We start from the raw sequence: 18,815 nt of genomic DNA on the forward strand, positions 1-18,815 counted from the left end.
ACACAGAAGCATTCATCTTAGAAATGGGACACCAAAAACTACGAGAAAATAAAACCTGCCTGAACTGCAACTATGTAGTCGAAAATAAATTCTGTCCTAATTGCGGTCAGGAAAATACAGAAACAAGACAATCATTTCACTATCTGTTTACGCATTTTGTAGAAGATCTTACCCACTATGATGGCAGTTTCTGGAAAACCATAAAAGGCTTATTGTTTAAGCCCGGCTATCTGACAAAAACCTATCTGGAAGGCAAAAGAAAAAAATTCGTACCTCCGGTAAAACTTTATATTTTCATCAGTTTTGTAACTTTCTTGCTCCCTACGCTTTTGCCTGGACCTTCACTCATAAAGTTTAATGAAAAGGAACCGATTGAAAAGAAAGAAGTAAAAGCAACTAAAGAGGAGGAGGTAAATACAGAAGGAGAAAAGGAAGCTATAGAAAACAAAGTGACAGCACCAGCAGAAAAGGAGGCAGATAAAAGTGATGAAAAGAAAGTTCAGGAAGTGAAACAAGAAGTAGAAAAGGTGCTTTCTGCAATACAGCTTCCTAACGGACAGCCCGTTAAAAACGTACAGCAACAAGATTCTCTTCAAACAAAGTCTCGAAAAGATAGAAAACTTTCCTATTTTGAATATTATGTTACTGAAAAAATAACAAATATTCTCAAGACCAGAAACAAAAAAGAGTTTTTTGAAAAGGCTGCAGAATCCTTTGTTCATACGCTTCCAAAAGTCTTGTTTTTATATATGCCGGTTTTTGCTTTTTTCCTCTGGCTCATGCATAATAAGAAAAAATGGTATTATTTTGACAGTGGTGTGTTCACTCTGCATTATTTTTCATTCCTTTTGCTTGTCATTGCTATCGGAATGCTTTTTGGCTGGATCATGAGTCTGATTCCGTATTTTAGTATCTTCTCCTACCTTTATAATCTTGCTGCAATGTTCTATATGTTTTTTTACTTTTTTAGAGCCCACAGCAACTTTTTTGGAGAACATAAAGCTATTTCAAGAATAAAGGGCTTTGTGCTGTTTTTCATAAACATGTTCCTTATTATTATTTTTTCAACGATACTATTCCTCTACAGTTTATGGAGTTTACATTAAATTCGTATTTTTATAAAAATTTGAAGATGAAAAAAATGTTTGTTTCCGGTTTTCTGCTTTCATTATTTATGGTTAGCTGTTCTTCTGTCAAGCCTACAAAATATATGGAAGCCATATCTGCTGCTGACTTAAAAACAAATCTCTATGTGATTGCAGGAGATGAAATGGAAGGCCGAAATACTGGCGAACCCGGACAAAAAAAGGCTGGAAAATACCTGATCGCACAATATGAGAAAATAGGTGTTTCGTATCCAAAAGGAGCCACCGACTTTTATCAGAAGGTTCCTGCTGAATTTATGTCAAGAGCATTCAGTCCTAAGCTAAATGATTCTGAAAATATCTGGGCCTTTATTGAAGGTTCTGAAAAGCCGGATGAAATTCTGATTATTTCAGCACATTACGATCACGTCGGGATGAAAAACGGACAGGTTTTTAATGGCGCTGATGATGACGGTTCCGGAACTGTTGCCTTATTAGAAATTGCCAAGGCATTTATGTTGGCAAAAAAAGATGGACACGGCCCAAAACGTTCTATCTTATTTCTTCATGTAACCGGAGAAGAACATGGCTTGCACGGTTCAAGATATTATGTAGAACATCCGCTGTTTCCATTAAAAAATACGATTGCCGATTTGAATATCGATATGATTGGCCGTCGTGATGACAAACACAAAGACAACGGAAATTATGTCTATCTGATAGGTTCTGACCGCTTGAGTACAGACTTGCATAAAATATCTGAAAATGCAAATTCAGAATATACTAAGTTGCTATTAGACTATAAATACAACGATAGGAACGATCCGGAACGAATTTATTACCGTTCTGATCATTACAACTTCGCTAAGAACGGAATCCCGTCATTATTCTATTTCAATGGAGTCCATGAAGATTATCACAAAGCAACCGATACGCCGGATAAAATCGAATACGACTTACTGCAAAAAAGAGCGCAGCTCGTTTTCGTTACGGCATGGGAATTGGCAAACCGCAAAGAAAGACCTGTTATTGACAGGGATGGAAAATAAATAAAAAAAAAGCTCCGAAATCGGAGCTTTTTTATTATATAATTTTTCTCATTTTTATAGCTCCTACAAAGCGTTTAGTAGTTTAGTACTACTAATGTCAAGTTAGCTTCACTCTACTTTTTACCGCATTGCAAAAAAAGAAAACGATTGTAAAGTCTTTATCTACAATCGTTTTACTTATTTAAATCTTTGATGTATTCTTATTCTACAAATCTTCTTTTACTTCTGCATCTGGTGCATTCTTCTTTACTGATTCAATTCCGTTATCGCGTCCCGAAGCGGAAGCATACATTTGGCTTGATCCTATAATCTGCCCATTAGTAGCTTTTAGGTTAAAATACAACTTGCCGTTAGTAGCTTCTTTTCTATCGAATTTAGTATCGTCCTGAGAATTTTTTCTCACTGATTCGATACCATTCGTACATCCAGCCTTACTTGTGTAGCCTTCGCTGGTTAAAATGACTTCTCCGTTTCCAGCTTTTAACACAAATTGAAACTCGTCATTTTTTCTTTTTGAAATCAAGAATGTCCCCATAAAATTTAATTTAAAAGTTATACTAATTTTAGTTTATGCAATTCAAAAGAATAATATAAGCCAAAATATAACATTTTTATCAAATTTTATAACGATTTAAGATTATTTTTTCTTAAAACAATCATGAATTAAGATTCTCATTTTTTACAATCTGAATTTTTCCCAATTCAACGCTGTCCGTTTCATCCTGAACAAGCAACACGCCAAAAACATTGATAGGTATTTCAATTGTTTCTTCATGGGAATGTTTTATCTCTTCAATCAAACTTCTATAGTTTAAAGGATTTAGGACAATACAATCGCCTTTATTGACTTTATGATTAAAAATATAATCCCGGATAGACTTGAAGGAAATCGGATTTCCTATAATTATTTGCTGTGACATGGCACTTTTTATCTCTAATTTAGAAAATAATGTCTACAGGCACAGCCTATTTAAGTTTTAATTAGCAAAGAGAAGAAATAAAAAAAGCCCTGGAAAAATCCAAGGCTTTAAAAATGGGTGGCAGACCGGGTTCGAACCGGCGACCCTCGGCACCACAAACCGATACTCTAACCAGCTGAGCTACAACCACCATTTGTTTAACGAGTGCAAATATACTGCAAAAGTTGATTCCTGCAAACAAAAAATTCAAAAAATTATATCAAATCCCCTAAGCTATTGACTGCCAAATATCTTTCAACGGTAAATCCTTCCGCATATTCGGAGTTTATCAATCTTCCTAAATCCTGAGCGCGGTATATGATGCTATCCTTAAAGTTTTTTGTAGCTATAGGCGTACTTGGTTCATTAGAATTAGGATCATAAAATTGAGATTTGTATTCCATTAGAGAAGCCACTTTCTTATCCATAAAACCGCTAACATCAACTACAAAATCCGGCTTAAGGTCTTTCCATTGGATATAATGATACACCAATTTTGGCCTCCAGGCAGCCTGAACTATGCCGCCAATTTCGGTTTCAATCTTAATCAATCCAGACAAAAAGCAAGCATCTGAAACCAGCTTGCTGCCTTTACCGTGATCAATATGCCTATCATCGACAGCATTACAGATAATAATTTCCGGTCTGTATTTTCGAATCATTTTAATAACTTCAATCTGATGCTCTTCATCGTTGATAAAAAAACCATCTCTCATATTCAGGTTTTCCCGAATTTCTACTCCTAAAACAGCAGCAGCATTTTTTGCTTCTTCATCGCGAATTTCCGCAGTTCCACGGGTTCCCAATTCACCTCTTGTCAGGTCAATTATACCCACCTTCTTCCCTAGCGAAACTTCTTTGGCTACCGTAGCACCACAACCCAATTCAACATCATCAGGATGTGCGCCAAAAAAAAGTATATCTAATTTCATTGTTTGTGTTTGTTTGTTTTTTAAAAATACGAAGAATAATTATTATCCAAGAATATTCTTCAGTGTTAATGATTTATTCACGGTTTCGAAAAATTCTTTTTCAGGAATACTGTCTTTTGTAATACCACAACCTATATACAAATTGGCCGTAGTTTCCTGCAACTTCATACAACGAAGGTTTACAAACAAATCTGAATTATGCTGCATGTCTTTTGCAAAATCCCGATTTAATTCTCCTAAAAATCCTGAATAATATTCCCGGTCATAACCTTCGTTTTCAAGAATAAATTTCCTTGATGCTTCTTTTGGAAGTCCGCATACAGCCGGAGTTGGATGTAACATTTTAATTATTTCTCCCAAATCCTGTCTGTTATGCAAACGCGCTTCAATATCCGTCTTGATATGCACAATATTTCCCGCTCTGAAAGTATAAGGTTTAGAACTATTTTTTTCGGAAGCATAATCTTCCAATCCGTCGAGAATAAATTCCGTGACAAATTCCTGTTCTTCCTGTTCCTTATTTTCCCATTTTATTTCTCCATCATGATATACCTGCGTTCCGGCAAGCGCTACGGTCTTGATACGATCATCTGAAGCCTTTAATAACTGTTCCGGAGTAGCACCAAGCCACATTCCTATTTCCGGATGGAAAAAGCAGTATTTAAAAGCAGTTGGATATGCTGAAAGCAGTTTTTTAAATAATGCAAAAGGAGAAGTATTTTCTAAAGAAACAGATTCTGTACGCGACAGGACGACTTTTTTGAAATCGCCTTTGCAGATAGCGTCTACACCATTTTTTACCAACCGTTCAAAATTCGCTTTAGCCGTATCATCAAATTCGAAACCCTTACTGCTATTTTCAATTGTGCTTCGGGTATACTCTTCTGCGTGAACCTCAGATGTTTCTTTTGGTAACAATACAAATTGCCCGCCTGAAAAAGGAGCAAATACAAAACCTTCTTCTTTAAAATTGGTTGTAAAATGCAATGAAGCATCCTTTTGGAAAATTCCAATAGCAACTGTTTCTCCTGGTTTTGAATACACTACAAAAGGAAGCCTGTTTTTCAGATGTTCTTCCGCTTTTTGGTATAATCCGGACATCATTTTTTAGCCCTTTCCAAAACAATATTGGTAATCTTACATAACGATATCAGCATATCGTTTTCATCAGTTATCCTGATTTCCCAAAGATGCACCATACGCCCTTTGTGGATAATTTTTGCGGTTCCATACACCATACCCGCACGTTTGCTTTTGACGTGGTTTGCCGAAATTTCGATGCCACGTACTTCATGAGTTTCCGGATTGATAAACATCAGTGAAGCCGCACTTCCTACACTTTCAGCAAGAGCAACGGAAGCTCCGCCATGAAGCAGTCCCATTGGTTGATGAACTCTTGAATTAACCGGCATTTGGGCTTTTAAAAAGCCTTCACCGGCATCAATAAATTCTATTTCTAAAGTCTGCATCAGGGTATTTTCACACCATTTTTTGCAGTTTTCAAGCATTGTATTTTTATCGAAAGCCATTATTAAAATTTGTTTTTCCAAAATTAAGGAAATTAATACGGAACATGACAGCAGATTATGCTTAGAAAAGTTAAAAGACGTATACTAATTTTAACATTTTTGAGTTTACAGATGCAAGACATGGCTCAATTTTAAAAATTAACCTGTCCGACAAATAAGATTTTTACTATTTTTACCAAAATTCAAACCGATGCGTAATTCCTTTATATTTTTATTCATAGTTGCTGTTATTTCACTGACTTCTTGTCGAAAAGATTTTGATTTTGAGCCTAGTAGCGGTAATCTTGGATTTTCAAAAGATACGGTTTTTCTCGATACTGTTTTCACTAACATCGGATCCAGTACATATACCTTAAAAGTATACAACCGCAGCAACAAGGACATCAGCATCCCAACTATACAGCTTGGAAAAGGAATGAATTCAAAATACCGAATGATGGTTGACGGAATGCAGGGAACAGATGGTAAAATTTTTAATAATGTAGAACTTCTGGCAAAGGACAGCTTGTTTATTTTTATTGAAACGACTATCGATTATAATGATTTTGCCAATCCGGATGCAGAATACCTTTACACAGACCAGATTTTATTCGATAATGGAACAAAACAGCAAAAAGTTCAATTAGTCACGTTGGTAAAAGACGCCGTATTCCTCTATCCTAACCGTGATAATGAAGGTAATTACGAACAAATCCCTATTGGAGTTGACGAAGAAGGAAACCCTATAACAGGACGAGGATTTTTCCTTGATAATACGGAGCTCCATTGGACTAAAGATAAGCCCTATGTTATTTATGGCTACGCAGGTGTACCGGCCAATGAAACATTGACAATCGATGCAGGAACTCGGGTACATTTCCATTCCGGTTCTGCCCTTATTGCTTATAACGGCAGTTCAATCAAAGTAAATGGAAGCCAATCATTTACAGACCGATTAGAAAACGAAGTTATTTTTGAAGGTGATAGATTAGAACCCGCATTTTCTGACTCGCCCGGGCAATGGCTTGCTATCTGGCTTACCAATGGAAGTACCGGACATGAATTTACCAACCTTACCATCAAAAATGCAACCGTAGGAGTTTTAGTTTCCGGAAATTCCGGAATTAACAATCCCGCTCCTGATTTAAAATTGAAAAATGTACAGATTTATAACTCTTCTAATGCCGGAATATTAGCGCAGACAGGATATATTCAGGGAGAAAATGTAGTTATCAATTGGGGCGGTTCTTCCAGCTTTGTAGGTAGTTACGGTGGAAAATATGACTTCAAGCAATGTACATTCAACAACAACTGGTCAGGTTCCAGAAAATATGCTGTTGCGCTTGACAATTACATACAAGGAGCGACACCGGAAGTACAGCCGTTAGATGCAAGTTTTAAAAATTGTATTATTTATAGTTCGAACCAATCCGGATTATTACTCAACAAAAAAGAGGGTACTGATAATTTCAATACCGTATTTACGAAATGTCAGATCAAGCTCAGCAATTCTATTAATACGACCAACAACATTTATTCATTTGTAAATGATAATACAAATATTATCCGAAATGGAAATCCGAACTTCCTGGACATTAATAAAAATAAGCTAATGATTGGCGAGGATTCGAGCGCAAATGGTTTTGGAGATCCAAGCGTGGCAGCCGAGGTTCCTACCGATATCAAAGGAACGGCAAGAAATCTGACAAGTCCTGACCTGGGCGCTTATGAGTCTATTACTTTTGAAGAACGATAATCATTCTTAAAAACATAGCTTTAAAAATACGATTAAATGTATTTTTTTCATAATTTTATACGAATAAAACAAAATCAATATAATTATGAAAACAAACTACATTTATCTCGGAGCATTGCTTCTATGCTTGACGGCCTGTAAAAAAGAAGTCAAGGTTGATGAAACAACAACAGCAGTAAAAGATTCAATTCCAACAGAAACCGTAAAATCGGAACCAATGGATTCGATTGCCATGCAAAAGGCCTGGCAGGAATACATGACACCAGGTGAAATGCACAAAAAAATGGCTGCTGACGTAGGAACCTGGGAAGAAGAAATTACTTTTTGGAAAGGACCTGATGATACTAAACCACAAAAAACCAATGTAACTTCCAATACCAAGATGATTCTAAACGGTCTTTATCAGGAATCAGTACATACCGGAAACATGATGGGACAGCCTTTTGAAGGACGCAGTACTTTAGCATATGACAATGCTGCCAAACAATACGTTTCTACATGGATTGACAATATGGGATCAGGGATTATGATTATGAAAGGAAATTATGACGAAGCTTCAAAAACGATTAAAATGGAAGGAGAAGTTACTGACCCAATGACGAAAAAAACTAAAAAAGTTCGTGAAGTCATTACTATAGTCGATCCTAACACCCAAAAAATGGAAATGTATGACATGACTCCTGATGGAAAAGAATTTAAAAGTATGGAAATCATGCTCAAAAGAAAGAAATAACACCTAAAAACAATGCGAAAAAGGCTGTCTTCGGACAGTCTTTTTTATTTACAGAGAATGTTTACTAACTTTTGGCGTAAGGCTTTTGACTTTTAGGACTTTTTGAACTAAATTTGCGCCACAACAACAACTAAATATAAGAACTAATGATTCATTTCTTCGGAAACGAAAGCAATACCGTTTTTGCCGTTCAGACGCAAAACGAACTTTCTGCTCAAGACATTTCAAAGTTAAACTGGCTTTTTGGCAATACACATAAAATAGAAAAATCCGTGCTAGCGGATTTTTTTGTTGGTCCTAGAGCTGCAATGATTACTCCATGGAGTACAAATGCCGTAGAAATTACTCAAAATATGGGCATCGAAGGCATTATCCGTATTGAGGAATTTAAAAAAGTCACTGCCGATTTTTCTGATTTTGATCCGATGCTTTCTCAGAAGTATTCCGAATTAGGACAAGAAATATATAGCATAAATATACAGCCGGAACCTATCCTTGAAATTGAAGATATTGCAGGCTTCAATACAAAAGAAGGACTGGCATTAAGCAAAGAAGAAGTTGATTATTTGGAAAATTTATCCAAAAAATTAGGTCGGAAACTAACCGATTCTGAAGTATTTGGATTTTCACAAGTCAATTCAGAACATTGCCGTCATAAAATTTTCAACGGAACCTTTATCATCGATGGAGAAGAAAAACCATCTTCCCTATTCAAACTAATCAAGAAAACATCATCAGAAAATCCGAACGATATTGTTTCGGCTTATAAAGACAATGTGGCTTTCTTAAAAGGGCCAAAGGTTCAGCAATTCGCACCTAAATCAGCAGACAAACCTGATTTTTACGAAACAAAAGACTTTGATTCTGTTATTTCGATTAAAGCAGAAACACATAACTTTCCTACAACCGTTGAACCTTTCAACGGAGCAGCAACCGGTTCAGGAGGAGAAATCCGAGATCGTTTGGCTGGAGGACAGGGTTCTTTGCCTTTGGCAGGAACTGCTGTATACATGACAGCTTATTCCCGTTTGGAAGAAAACCGTCCATGGGAAAAAGCGATGGGAGAAAGAAAATGGCTATACCAAACTCCAATGGATATCTTAATCAAGGCTTCAAACGGAGCTTCTGATTTTGGAAATAAATTCGGACAGCCGTTAATTACCGGTTCTGTTTTGACATTTGAACACGAAGAAGAAACAAAACTTGGTTACGACAAAGTCATCATGCTTGCCGGAGGAATTGGTTACGGAAAACAAGACCAGGCTATCAAACAAAAGCCAAAAACCGGCGACAAGATTGTTATCCTTGGTGGTGAGAATTACAGAATTGGAATGGGCGGTGCTGCAGTTTCTTCTGCTGATACCGGTGCTTTCAGCTCTGGAATTGAGCTGAATGCGATACAGCGTTCCAATCCGGAAATGCAAAAACGTGCTGCAAATGCTATTCGTGGCCTGGTAGAAAGCGATTCAAATCCTATTGTTTCCATTCACGATCATGGAGCTGGAGGACATTTGAACTGTCTTTCTGAATTGGTTGAAGAAACAGGAGGCTTAATTGATTTGGACAAATTGCCTGTAGGTGATCCTACGCTTTCTGCCAAAGAAATCATCGGAAATGAATCTCAGGAAAGAATGGGATTGGTTATTGGCCAAAAAGACATCGATACCTTACAAAGAATTGCAGACCGTGAGCGTTCCCCTATGTACCAGGTGGGTGATGTAACCGGAAATCACAGATTCACTTTTGAGTCAAAAACTACAGGAGCAAAACCAATGGATTTTGCCTTGGAAGATATGTTTGGAAGTTCGCCAAAAGTGGTGATGACCGATACTACTGTAAACAGAAACTATACTGAATTAGCTTATAATCAGGAAAATTTCAAAAATTATCTGGATCAGGTTTTGCAATTGGAAGCTGTGGCCTGTAAAGATTGGCTTACCAATAAAGTAGACCGTTGTGTGGGTGGTAAAGTTGCCAAGCAGCAATGTGCAGGGCCACTACAGTTGCCACTGAACAATGTTGGTGTTATGGCGTTAGATTATTTAGGAAAAGAAGGAATCGCAACAACTGTGGGCCATTCCCCTATTGCTTCATTAATCGACCCGACAGCGGGAAGTCGTACGGCAATTGCAGAAGCATTATCCAATATTATTTGGGCACCTATAAAAGACGGTTTAAAAGGAGTTTCGCTTTCGGCAAACTGGATGTGGGCTTGTAAAAATGAAGGTGAAGATGCCCGATTATATGAAGCAGTGCAAAGCTGTTCTGATTTCGCTATAGAACTAGGAATCAACATCCCAACTGGGAAAGATTCTCTTTCGATGAAACAGAAATATCCTGATGGAGATGTTATTGCTCCTGGAACCGTAATTATTTCTGCAGCAGGTAATTGTACCGATATTCGAAAAGTAGTTGAACCTGTACTGAAAAAAGACGGAGGAAATATCTATTATATCAACCTTTCGGGAGATAATTTCAAATTAGGAGGTTCTTCTTTTGCACAGATTTTGAACAAAGTCGGCAACGATGCCCCAACCATCAAAAATGCAGCAAATTTCAAAACGACTTTTAATGTCTTACAAGAACTGATTAAAGATGGAAAAATCCAAGCCGGACACGATATCGGAAGCGGCGGATTGATTACTACTTTGCTTGAAATGTGTTTTGCAGATGTGAATCTGGCGGCTGATTTTGACCTGAGCAATCTGAATGAAAGCGATACTATAAAAATATTATTCTCTGAAAACATCGGAATTGTTTTCCAGGCTGATGCTTCTGTAGAAGCTGTCCTGGCGCAAAACAACATCACTTTCTTCCCTATCGGAAAAGTAAAAGAAGGCAACACCGTAACTATCAAAAACGGAAACCAAAATCTTTCTGTTGGTGTGGCTGAAGCACGCGATACCTGGTATACGACTTCTTACCTGTTAGATAAAAAACAATCGGGAGAATTGAAAGCTAAAGAACGTTTTGAAAACTATAAAAAACAGCCATTACAGTTTGCGTTTCCAGCACATTTCACAGGAAAAAAACCGGTAATCGATGCTTCAAAACCAAGACCAAAAGCTGCTATCATACGTGAAAAAGGAAGTAATTCCGAACGTGAAATGGCAAACGCTATGTACCTGGCCGGTTTTGATGTAAAAGATGTCCACATGACCGACTTAATTTCAGGTCGCGAAAATTTAGAAGACATCCAATTTATTGGAGCTGTTGGAGGTTTTTCTAACTCTGATGTTTTAGGATCTGCTAAAGGTTGGGCTGGTGCGTTTTTGTATAATGAAAAAGCAAAAACGGCTTTGGATAATTTCTTTAAAAGAGAAGACACGCTGTCTGTTGGAATATGCAACGGAGCCCAATTGTTCATGGAGTTAGAATTAATCAATCCAGAACATGAAGTACACGGAAAATTAAGACATAACGACTCTCACAAACACGAAAGCGCCTTTACGTCTGTGAGTGTTTTAGAAAATAATTCTGTAATGTTATCCACATTGGCAGGAAGCACTTTAGGTGTTTGGATTTCGCATGGGGAAGGAAAATTTGACCTGCCATATACCGAAGACAAATACCATGTAGTTGGAAAATACGGTTATGAAAATTATCCGGCTAACCCTAACGGTTCTTTCTTTAATATTGCCATGTTATGTGACAAAACCGGAAGACATTTGGCTATGATGCCGCATATCGAGCGCTCAACTTTCCAATGGAACTGGGCGAATTATCCGGAAGGAAGAAACGATGAAGTTTCTCCTTGGCATGAAGCCTTTGTAAATGCAAGAAAATGGATTGAAAATAAAAGCTAACTTAAAATAAAAAGAATCCTTTCTGTACAGAAAGGATTCTTTGTTTTATTGTTTCTTTTTCATCATTACTGATCTGATCCCGGTAACTTATACCCGAAGCCGCAAAGGCAAGCATTTCTGAAGTTTCCCTTTACTTATATAAACAAGCAGGGTATTTTGTGAAATTGTACTCCTAAATAATGTTCTTCCTACTATGCCTGCAAACATACCACTTACTAACAAAGTAGAAAAAATCTCTCCATGATTCCAGATTTTGATACAGAGATGCCCAAAAACGGCACCAGTCTTGGAATTTATTACCAACACCAGCCAATTGCTAAGTAAAATAATATTCCCATACTAATTATGTTTTACATGATGCCTACTCTTTTTTGCTTTTCGGCTTACGCATTAATCATAATCAAATGTAGAAACAGTTATTTTGATGATTATCAGGCAATTCCCTATTTTTAATAAGTAAAAACACTGTATTTTAGAGGGCAGAATTCATACTATGAAAAAACCAGGACTCTACTATTTTTTATTCTTCTTAGGAACAATAGTTCTGGGCCTATCATCTCGAACTATAAAAGGCATCCCTTTATTTATTGGAGACATGCTTTATGCCATAATGATTTACTTTATAATGCATTTTCTTTTTCCAAAAGCCGCAACCAAAATAATAGCTCTTGTTTCGCTTTTAGTCTGTTATGTTATAGAAACACTACAGTTGTATCAGGCCCATTGGATTGTAAACATCCGTTCAACCACTATAGGACATCTTGTTTTAGGGCAAGGTTTTCTGTGGAGTGATATTCTTGCCTATACTTTTGGAATCGGGATTGTTTTTATAATCGAAAACTTCTTAAAGAAGCCTACTGACAGCTTGCAAAAAAGTTAATGTTCATTGTCTAAAGGAAAAAAATCTTTACTTTTATAGGAATGGCTTTTCTTCTAAAAAGAAAGTCATTACTCCTAAAAAACTTTGATCGTTATGGCTTTAAAAAATGGAATAATTCTGGATGCTCCTGATCTTTCTAAAGAAAATTCGTTGAAGACGTTGGTCGAAAACCGAACGATACATACCTTAAATCATTGTGAGCTGAATCTGTTTGAAACCTATCAGGAAGCACAACTGGTTCCTTTAAAATTTAACGATTTGGTTGTCACCAGCATGTTGAGAGGCAAAAAGGTAATGCATCTTTTTGATAAGGAAGGTTTTGATTACCTACCGGGTGAAACCGTTATTGTTCCGTCCAATGTAGAAATGAAGATTGATTTTCCCGAAGCTTCCAAGCAAAATCCAACCCAATGTCTTGCCTTGGCATTGGATCATTCTAAAATCAGTGAAATATTAAATCTGCTTAACGAAAAATACCCTAAAGGTTTGGATGATTCCTGGCAGCTGAATGCTAACAATTACTTTTTTTACAACAATATAGAATTGGCTGCTTCCATACAAAAACTGATTAAAGTATGCCTGAGCAATTCTGTAACCAAAGACATCATTGCCGATCTGACCTTACAGGAAATGCTAATTCAGATCATACAGCTCCAAACTCAAAAAGGAGCTCAGGATAACACTCTTGTAGATTCCAATCCGACACTTTCTCCAATCATAGCCTATATCAAGGCGAATATCAATAACAATATCAATATGAAAAAACTATCGGATGTGGCTTGTATGAGTACGACAGCCTTCCACCGTTTTTTCAAAAGAGAATTAGGAATCACTCCTGTAGAATTCATTGTACAGGAAAAAATCAAGATGGCAAAAGCCCTTTTGAGCGGGCAGAACATTCACGTGAACGAAGTATCCTATGAACTAGGTTTCGACGACAGCAATTATTTTATACGCTTGTTCAAAAAACATGAAGGCATTACGCCTAAGCAATACCAGAAACTCACCATCAATTAAACCGTTCTACAGGTTCTAAATCTTTGGCTTCTTCTTCCGTATACAATCGGGAATGGATAAAAAAGCCAACATCTAAAACCGATTCAAGCGAAAAACTTGCAGCCCTGCCTTCCATAGCATCCAAAGTGAGCTGAGTATGTTTCCAGTATTCAAACTGGTCGCCAGCCATATAAAACTTGCAACCTTCAATTTCTCCGATGCATACATCGTTTGAACCGATTAAAAAGCCGCCTTTTTCAAAACAATGCGGATACGATCCTTCGCAACAACCTCCGCTTTGATGAAACATCAATTCACCATATTCTGCTTTTAGCTTTGCAATTACTTCTTTGGCTTTTTCGGTAGCCAGTACTCTTTTTGTAGCCATAGTTAATTAAGAAATGAGCTTTCCTGAATCGGAAAGCTCATTTACGGAGTTAATTGTTAATATCGACTAATATTTTTACTTCTGACGGGTTAGTCACAAGAGCTTCAAAACCATCTTTCACTATATTATCGAGTTTTATTTTGCTGGTCACTAATTTTTCAACCGGCATTCGTCCGGTGGCTATGAGATTGATAACTTCAGGGAAAATATTTCTATAAGCGATAATTCCTTTAATAGTAATTTCACGAACAACTTGTGTAAAAGCATCGTGATTTACCGGTTTTCCAAACAAAGCGACAAGCACGGCCGTTCCTCCATTTTTTAAGCTGGCAAGGCCGGCATCATAAGTTGCCTGTACGCCCGCCGCATCCAAATAAATATCAGCACCACCATTTGTCAAGTCTTTTACCTGTTGCGGAATGTTTTCGCTTTTTCCGTTGATTACGTAACTGGCACCAATAGAAAGTGCTTTTTCCAAACGCTTTTCAGCCACATCAACAACTACAACTGTTGTCGCTCCGGCTGCAATAGCTGCCTGTACACATAAAAGTCCAATAGGTCCTGCTCCAAAAATAACGCAGGACTGACCTATTTTAAGGCCGCTTTGTAAAACCGCATAAACAGCGACTGCTGCCGGTTCTACTAAGGCTCCTTGCTCAAAACTCATGGAATCCGGAATTTTATGTACCATATAATCTTCAACCACGGTATATTTTGCAAAACCTCCATTGGAAGTCAATCCCACAAAACCCAGAGGTTCTGAAAGATTATATTGCCCATTTGCTATAAAAGGGCTTTCTGGATTTTTAAAAATAGGCTCAACGACAACTCTGTCGCCTTTCTTTATATTCTTTACATTTTCGCCTACTTCGTTTACGATTCCTGCAAATTCATGTCCCAATGTCGTCACTCCTTTATGTCCGTTAAGCGGATAAGGCTTGTCAAAAGGAATCAGCATTGGCCCATGTGTATATTCATGAAGGTCGGAACCACAAATTCCTGCAAATTGTACTTCTATCTGTACCTGGTTTTTTCCGGGCGATGGCACTGTTGTTTCTTCAACCCGAATATCTTTAGCCGCATGCCAGCGGGCTGCTTTCATATTTGTCATTTTATACTAGTTTTTATTTATATTTTTTGGAGAATAAAAGCACCGCATTTTTAAATGCGGTGCCAACAATCAACTATTAAAAGAATCCTAATTTCTTTTTATCATAAGAAATCAGCATGTTTTTGGTGCTTCTGTAATGATCCAGCATCATTTTATGGTTTTCACGACCGAAGCCTGATTTTTTATACCCTCCAAATGGAGCGTGGGCCGGATACGAATGATATTGGTTTACCCATACACGCCCAGCCTGAATAGCTCTCGGAACCTGATACAATTCATGGGCATCGCGAGTCCATACTCCGGCTCCTAATCCGTATAAAGTATCGTTTGCTATTTCTATTGCTTCTTCGACTGTTTTAAAAGTAGTCACGCAAACCACCGGGCCGAAAATTTCTTCCTGAAAAATGCGCATCTTGTTATGTCCTTTGAAAATTGTAGGCTCAATATAAAAACCACCATCCAAATCGCCATCTAAATGGTTGACTTCTCCTCCTAATAACACTTCCGCCCCTTCTTCTTTTCCTATTTTCAAGTAGGATTGTATTTTTTGGTATTGCTCGTTTGACGTCTGTGCTCCCATCATACTTGTTTTGTCCAAAGGATGCAGAGTTTTGATTGCCTTAGTACGCTCGATTACTTTAGCGATGAATTTATCATAAATATCTTCATGGATCAGCATTCGTGACGGACAGGTACATACTTCACCTTGGTTTAAGGCAAACAAAACGGCACCTTCAATCGCTTTGTCAAAAAATTCATCATCGGCATCAGCTACTGATTTAAAGAAAATATTAGGTGATTTTCCTCCTAATTCCATAGTGGAAGGAATAATATTTTCAGCTGCATACTGCATAATAAGCCTGCCTGAAGTGGTACTTCCTGTAAAGGCAACTTTAGAAATCCTTGAAGATGTAGCTAATGGTTTTCCTACTTCAATTCCGTAACCGTTGACAATATTTAGGACACCTGGAGGCAATAGGTCTCCAATCAGTTCCATTAGAACCATAATTGAAACCGGAGTCTGTTCAGCCGGTTTTACTACCGTACAACAGCCCGCGGCAAGAGCAGGAGCTATTTTCCAGGTTGCCATCAAAAGCGGAAAGTTCCATGGAATAATCTGTCCGACAACACCAATAGGTTCATGCAGGACAATGCTAACGGTATTTTCATCATGTTCCGCAATAGTGCCTTCATCTCCTCTTATTACGCCTGCAAAATACCTGAAATGGTCAACAACCAAAGGCAAATCTGCCGCCAACGTTTCTCTGACAGCTTTTCCGTTATCAATGGTTTCAACAATAGCCAGGTATTCTAAATTATCTTCTATAACCTGGGCAATTTTCAAAAGCAGATTGCTTCTGTAGGTAGGCGAAGTCTTGCTCCATGACTTAAACGCTTCATGTGCCGCATCCAAAGCCAATTCTACATCTTCTTTAGTAGATCGTGCCGCCTGGGCAAATACTTTTCCATCAATGGGAGAAACGTTATCAAAATATTTCCCTTGCACCGGAGGCACAAATTTCCCTCCGATATAATTATCATATCTTTCTTTAAACTGGGGTCTTTTTAGAATATCGCTCATAATTTAATATTTTTTAGTTTTATCAAATTTGAGTATTACTAATTACGAATTATAGCATTATTCTATCAAAAAATAGCACAATTCTAATTTTAAGAAGAAAATAACTAAATAACCGGCCTGATAAAGTCGTATTACTAAACTTATATTAAAATAGCATATAGCTGCTCGAAAAGTATTGGCATTCTTAATATATTTTTATAATTTGCAGGTAAAATTTACCTCAATGAACAAAATAACACGCTTGTTTGATTTTCCTTACCATCAACAGGAAAAATACAGCATTCCCGATTCGTTGGTTACAAAGTATGATGGAGAATGGGTGAAAACTTCTACTGACGAATATATTTCAAAAGCGAACGCCATTTCAAGGGCTCTTTTGAGAATGGGAATACAAAAAGATGATAAGATTGCGGTCATTTCATCAAACAACAGAACCGAGTGGCATATTGTAGACATTGGGATTCTGCAGACCGGAGCACAAAATGTTCCTATATATCCTACTATTTCTGAAGAAGATTATGAATATATCCTGAATCATTCAGGTGCTATTTACTGCTTGGTTTCTGATGAAGAAGTCTTGAAAAAAGTAAATGCGATTAAAAATAACGTTCCTAACCTAAAAGATGTCTTTTCTTTCAATACCATTTCAGGATGTAAAAACTGGACAGAATTACTGGATTTAGGAAAAGACGAAAGCAACCAGAATGAAGTCGAAGCCAGCAAACAAAGCGTAACTACAGAAGACCTGGCAACAATAATTTATACTTCCGGAACCACCGGAAGGCCAAAAGGCGTTATGCTTTCCCATAAAAACATTGTTTCCAACGTATTGGGAAGTGAAAAAAGAATTCCGTTTCAAGCCGGAAAAAGTAAGGCATTGAGTTTTCTTCCTATCTGTCATATTTTTGAAAGAATGGTGGTATATCTCTACCAATATTATGGTGTTGGAATTTATTTTGCCGAGTCGATTGACAAGCTAAGCGACAATCTGAAAGAAACCAAACCGCACGTTATGACGGCAGTTCCAAGGCTTTTAGAAAAAGTATATGATAAAATTTATGCCAAAGGAGCCGAACTTACCGGAATCAAGAAAAAACTCTTTTTCTGGTCTATCGAGCTTGGGCTCAAATTTGAACCTTATGGAAAAAATGGCTGGTGGTATGAATTTCAATTAGGAATTGCCCGAAAGCTGGTTTTTAGTAAATGGAAAGAAGGTTTGGGTAATAATCTTGAATTGATGGTTTCAGGAAGTGCCGCTTTACAGCCAAGATTGGCAAGAGTATTTGCCGCAGCTCAAATTCCTGTAATGGAAGGTTATGGTTTAACTGAAACTTCTCCTGTGATTGCCGTAAACGATATGCGTAATCATGGTTTTAAAATAGGAACTGTAGGTAAAGTAATTGACAATGTTGAAGTAAAGATTGCCGAAGACGGAGAGATTCTTTGCAAAGGCCCAAATATAATGATGGGATATTATAAAGATCCTGAAAAAACGGCAGAAGCTGTCAAAGATGGCTATTTCTATACAGGCGATATTGGTTTAATTGACGAAGAAGGTTTCTTGAAAATCACCGACAGGAAAAAAGAAATGTTCAAAACTTCAGGTGGAAAATATATTGCACCTCAGCTGATAGAAAATGCCATGAAACAGTCCCGTTTTATTGGCGAAATTATGGTTATTGGCGATGGCGAAAAAATGCCGGGTGCTTTCATACAGCCTGATTTTGATTTCGTAAAACAATGGGCAGCTAAAAAAGGGTTATCCATTGGTTCAACAAACAAGGAGATTGTTGCCAACGAAGATGTAAAAAAACGCTTTCAGGAAGAAGTTGATGATATCAACAAAAAATTCGGACATTGGGAAATGATCAAACGTTTTGAATTGACACCTGAAGTGTGGTCGATTGACGGTGGAGAACTTACTCCTACTTTAAAATTAAAACGTAAGAACGTTAAGGAGAAATACCAAGACCTGTACGACAAAATATATAAAGACGCTTAAAAAACAAAAAACCGCAAACGTCCTGTTT

At 37.3% G+C, this 18,815-nt stretch carries 16 protein-coding genes and 1 tRNA gene; 8 read left to right on the top strand and 9 right to left on the bottom strand.

What is annotated here, in order from left to right; genetic code table 11:
* The first annotated feature begins 23 nt into the window (after positions 1-23).
* Both ABH942_RS00575 and ABH942_RS00580 read left to right on the top strand, forming a co-directional pair.
* Positions 24-1,106 carry a DUF3667 domain-containing protein gene (locus tag ABH942_RS00575; RefSeq protein ID WP_370028942.1) on the top strand — a complete coding sequence of 361 codons (1,083 nt, stop codon included), beginning with the start codon at positions 24-26 and terminating at the stop codon, positions 1,104-1,106.
* A gap of 26 nt (positions 1,107-1,132) precedes the next feature.
* On the top strand, positions 1,133-2,134 hold the full coding sequence (locus ABH942_RS00580) for a M28 family metallopeptidase (RefSeq protein WP_370028943.1): 1,002 nt from the start codon (positions 1,133-1,135) through the stop codon (positions 2,132-2,134).
* Positions 2,135-2,339: 205 nt separating this feature from the next.
* On the opposite strand, the gene ABH942_RS00585 is transcribed toward ABH942_RS00580, so the two are convergent.
* The 6 genes from ABH942_RS00585 to ABH942_RS00610 all read right to left on the bottom strand — a co-directional run bounded on the left by ABH942_RS00585 (position 2,340) and on the right by ABH942_RS00610 (position 5,554).
* The gene (locus ABH942_RS00585) at positions 2,340-2,669 is read right to left on the bottom strand and encodes a YegP family protein (RefSeq protein WP_370028945.1); all 330 of its coding nucleotides are present in this window, start codon (positions 2,667-2,669) and stop codon (positions 2,340-2,342) included.
* Between the two features lie 121 nt (positions 2,670-2,790).
* Positions 2,791-3,054 (bottom strand): hypothetical protein, encoded by a 264-nt coding sequence (locus tag ABH942_RS00590; RefSeq protein ID WP_370028946.1) that lies wholly within the window; start codon positions 3,052-3,054, stop codon positions 2,791-2,793.
* A gap of 115 nt (positions 3,055-3,169) precedes the next feature.
* A tRNA-His gene (locus ABH942_RS00595) sits at positions 3,170-3,245 on the bottom strand.
* A gap of 63 nt (positions 3,246-3,308) precedes the next feature.
* The gene (gene bshB1, locus ABH942_RS00600) at positions 3,309-4,025 is read right to left on the bottom strand and encodes a bacillithiol biosynthesis deacetylase BshB1 (protein ID WP_370028948.1); all 717 of its coding nucleotides are present in this window, start codon (positions 4,023-4,025) and stop codon (positions 3,309-3,311) included.
* A 42-nt stretch (positions 4,026-4,067) separates the two neighbouring features.
* Positions 4,068-5,129 carry a chorismate-binding protein gene (locus ABH942_RS00605; RefSeq protein WP_370028950.1) on the bottom strand — a complete coding sequence of 354 codons (1,062 nt, stop codon included), beginning with the start codon at positions 5,127-5,129 and terminating at the stop codon, positions 4,068-4,070.
* Positions 5,126-5,554: a hotdog fold thioesterase gene (locus ABH942_RS00610; protein WP_370028952.1), complete on the bottom strand. Its 429-nt coding sequence runs from the start codon at positions 5,552-5,554 to the stop codon at positions 5,126-5,128. Before ABH942_RS00610 ends, ABH942_RS00605 begins: the two co-directional genes overlap by 4 nt.
* A gap of 190 nt (positions 5,555-5,744) precedes the next feature.
* Here ABH942_RS00610 and ABH942_RS00615 point away from each other — a divergent pair, with 190 nt between their 5' ends.
* The 5 genes from ABH942_RS00615 to ABH942_RS00635 all read left to right on the top strand — a co-directional run bounded on the left by ABH942_RS00615 (position 5,745) and on the right by ABH942_RS00635 (position 13,725).
* Positions 5,745-7,289, top strand: coding sequence for a hypothetical protein (locus ABH942_RS00615; protein WP_370028954.1), 1,545 nt, complete (start codon positions 5,745-5,747; stop codon positions 7,287-7,289).
* Between the two features lie 85 nt (positions 7,290-7,374).
* Positions 7,375-8,022: a DUF1579 domain-containing protein gene (locus tag ABH942_RS00620; protein ID WP_370028956.1), complete on the top strand. Its 648-nt coding sequence runs from the start codon at positions 7,375-7,377 to the stop codon at positions 8,020-8,022.
* Between the two features lie 146 nt (positions 8,023-8,168).
* Positions 8,169-11,828 carry a phosphoribosylformylglycinamidine synthase gene (purL, locus tag ABH942_RS00625; protein WP_370028958.1) on the top strand — a complete coding sequence of 1,220 codons (3,660 nt, stop codon included), beginning with the start codon at positions 8,169-8,171 and terminating at the stop codon, positions 11,826-11,828.
* 493 nt (positions 11,829-12,321) lie between these two features.
* Entirely contained in the window at positions 12,322-12,708 is a 387-nt protein-coding gene (locus ABH942_RS00630; protein WP_370028960.1) for a DUF2809 domain-containing protein, read from the top strand.
* 93 nt (positions 12,709-12,801) lie between these two features.
* The gene (locus ABH942_RS00635) at positions 12,802-13,725 is read left to right on the top strand and encodes an AraC family transcriptional regulator N-terminal domain-containing protein (RefSeq protein ID WP_370028962.1); all 924 of its coding nucleotides are present in this window, start codon (positions 12,802-12,804) and stop codon (positions 13,723-13,725) included.
* Here ABH942_RS00635 and ABH942_RS00640 read toward each other — a convergent pair.
* The 3 genes from ABH942_RS00640 to ABH942_RS00650 all read right to left on the bottom strand — a co-directional run bounded on the left by ABH942_RS00640 (position 13,718) and on the right by ABH942_RS00650 (position 16,785).
* Complete coding sequence (locus ABH942_RS00640) at positions 13,718-14,092, bottom strand: DUF779 domain-containing protein (RefSeq protein ID WP_370028963.1); 375 nt, start codon at positions 14,090-14,092, stop codon at positions 13,718-13,720. The two genes, ABH942_RS00635 and ABH942_RS00640, sit on opposite strands and share 8 nt — an antisense overlap.
* Positions 14,093-14,141: 49 nt before the next feature.
* Positions 14,142-15,203, bottom strand: a complete 1,062-nt coding sequence (locus ABH942_RS00645) for a 2,3-butanediol dehydrogenase (protein WP_370028965.1) — start codon at positions 15,201-15,203, stop codon at positions 14,142-14,144.
* Positions 15,204-15,279: 76 nt separating this feature from the next.
* Positions 15,280-16,785 carry an aldehyde dehydrogenase family protein gene (locus ABH942_RS00650; protein ID WP_370028967.1) on the bottom strand — a complete coding sequence of 502 codons (1,506 nt, stop codon included), beginning with the start codon at positions 16,783-16,785 and terminating at the stop codon, positions 15,280-15,282.
* Positions 16,786-17,008: 223 nt separating this feature from the next.
* On the opposite strand from ABH942_RS00650, the gene ABH942_RS00655 reads away from it, so the two are divergent.
* Positions 17,009-18,787 carry a long-chain fatty acid--CoA ligase gene (locus ABH942_RS00655; RefSeq protein WP_370028968.1) on the top strand — a complete coding sequence of 593 codons (1,779 nt, stop codon included), beginning with the start codon at positions 17,009-17,011 and terminating at the stop codon, positions 18,785-18,787.
* Positions 18,788-18,815: the final 28 nt, after the last annotated feature.

The sequence above is a fragment of the Flavobacterium sp. 28YEA47A genome (assembly GCF_041262125.1).
Classification (GTDB): domain Bacteria; phylum Bacteroidota; class Bacteroidia; order Flavobacteriales; family Flavobacteriaceae; genus Flavobacterium.

Excerpts from the sequence above, each read along its gene's own strand:
- ABH942_RS00575 (WP_370028942.1), top strand. The coding sequence starts at position 24 with ATGGGACACCAAAAACTACGAGAAAATAAAACCTGCCTGAACTGCAAC.
- ABH942_RS00580 (WP_370028943.1), top strand. The coding sequence starts at position 1,133 with ATGAAAAAAATGTTTGTTTCCGGTTTTCTGCTTTCATTATTTATGGTT.
- ABH942_RS00585 (WP_370028945.1), bottom strand. The coding sequence starts at position 2,669 with ATGGGGACATTCTTGATTTCAAAAAGAAAAAATGACGAGTTTCAATTT.
- ABH942_RS00590 (WP_370028946.1), bottom strand. The coding sequence starts at position 3,054 with ATGTCACAGCAAATAATTATAGGAAATCCGATTTCCTTCAAGTCTATC.
- bshB1 (WP_370028948.1), bottom strand. The coding sequence starts at position 4,025 with ATGAAATTAGATATACTTTTTTTTGGCGCACATCCTGATGATGTTGAA.
- ABH942_RS00605 (WP_370028950.1), bottom strand. The coding sequence starts at position 5,129 with ATGATGTCCGGATTATACCAAAAAGCGGAAGAACATCTGAAAAACAGG.
- ABH942_RS00610 (WP_370028952.1), bottom strand. The coding sequence starts at position 5,554 with ATGGCTTTCGATAAAAATACAATGCTTGAAAACTGCAAAAAATGGTGT.
- ABH942_RS00615 (WP_370028954.1), top strand. The coding sequence starts at position 5,745 with ATGCGTAATTCCTTTATATTTTTATTCATAGTTGCTGTTATTTCACTG.
- ABH942_RS00620 (WP_370028956.1), top strand. The coding sequence starts at position 7,375 with ATGAAAACAAACTACATTTATCTCGGAGCATTGCTTCTATGCTTGACG.
- purL (WP_370028958.1), top strand. The coding sequence starts at position 8,169 with ATGATTCATTTCTTCGGAAACGAAAGCAATACCGTTTTTGCCGTTCAG.
- ABH942_RS00630 (WP_370028960.1), top strand. The coding sequence starts at position 12,322 with ATGAAAAAACCAGGACTCTACTATTTTTTATTCTTCTTAGGAACAATA.
- ABH942_RS00635 (WP_370028962.1), top strand. The coding sequence starts at position 12,802 with ATGGCTTTAAAAAATGGAATAATTCTGGATGCTCCTGATCTTTCTAAA.
- ABH942_RS00640 (WP_370028963.1), bottom strand. The coding sequence starts at position 14,092 with ATGGCTACAAAAAGAGTACTGGCTACCGAAAAAGCCAAAGAAGTAATT.
- ABH942_RS00645 (WP_370028965.1), bottom strand. The coding sequence starts at position 15,203 with ATGACAAATATGAAAGCAGCCCGCTGGCATGCGGCTAAAGATATTCGG.
- ABH942_RS00650 (WP_370028967.1), bottom strand. The coding sequence starts at position 16,785 with ATGAGCGATATTCTAAAAAGACCCCAGTTTAAAGAAAGATATGATAAT.
- ABH942_RS00655 (WP_370028968.1), top strand. The coding sequence starts at position 17,009 with ATGAACAAAATAACACGCTTGTTTGATTTTCCTTACCATCAACAGGAA.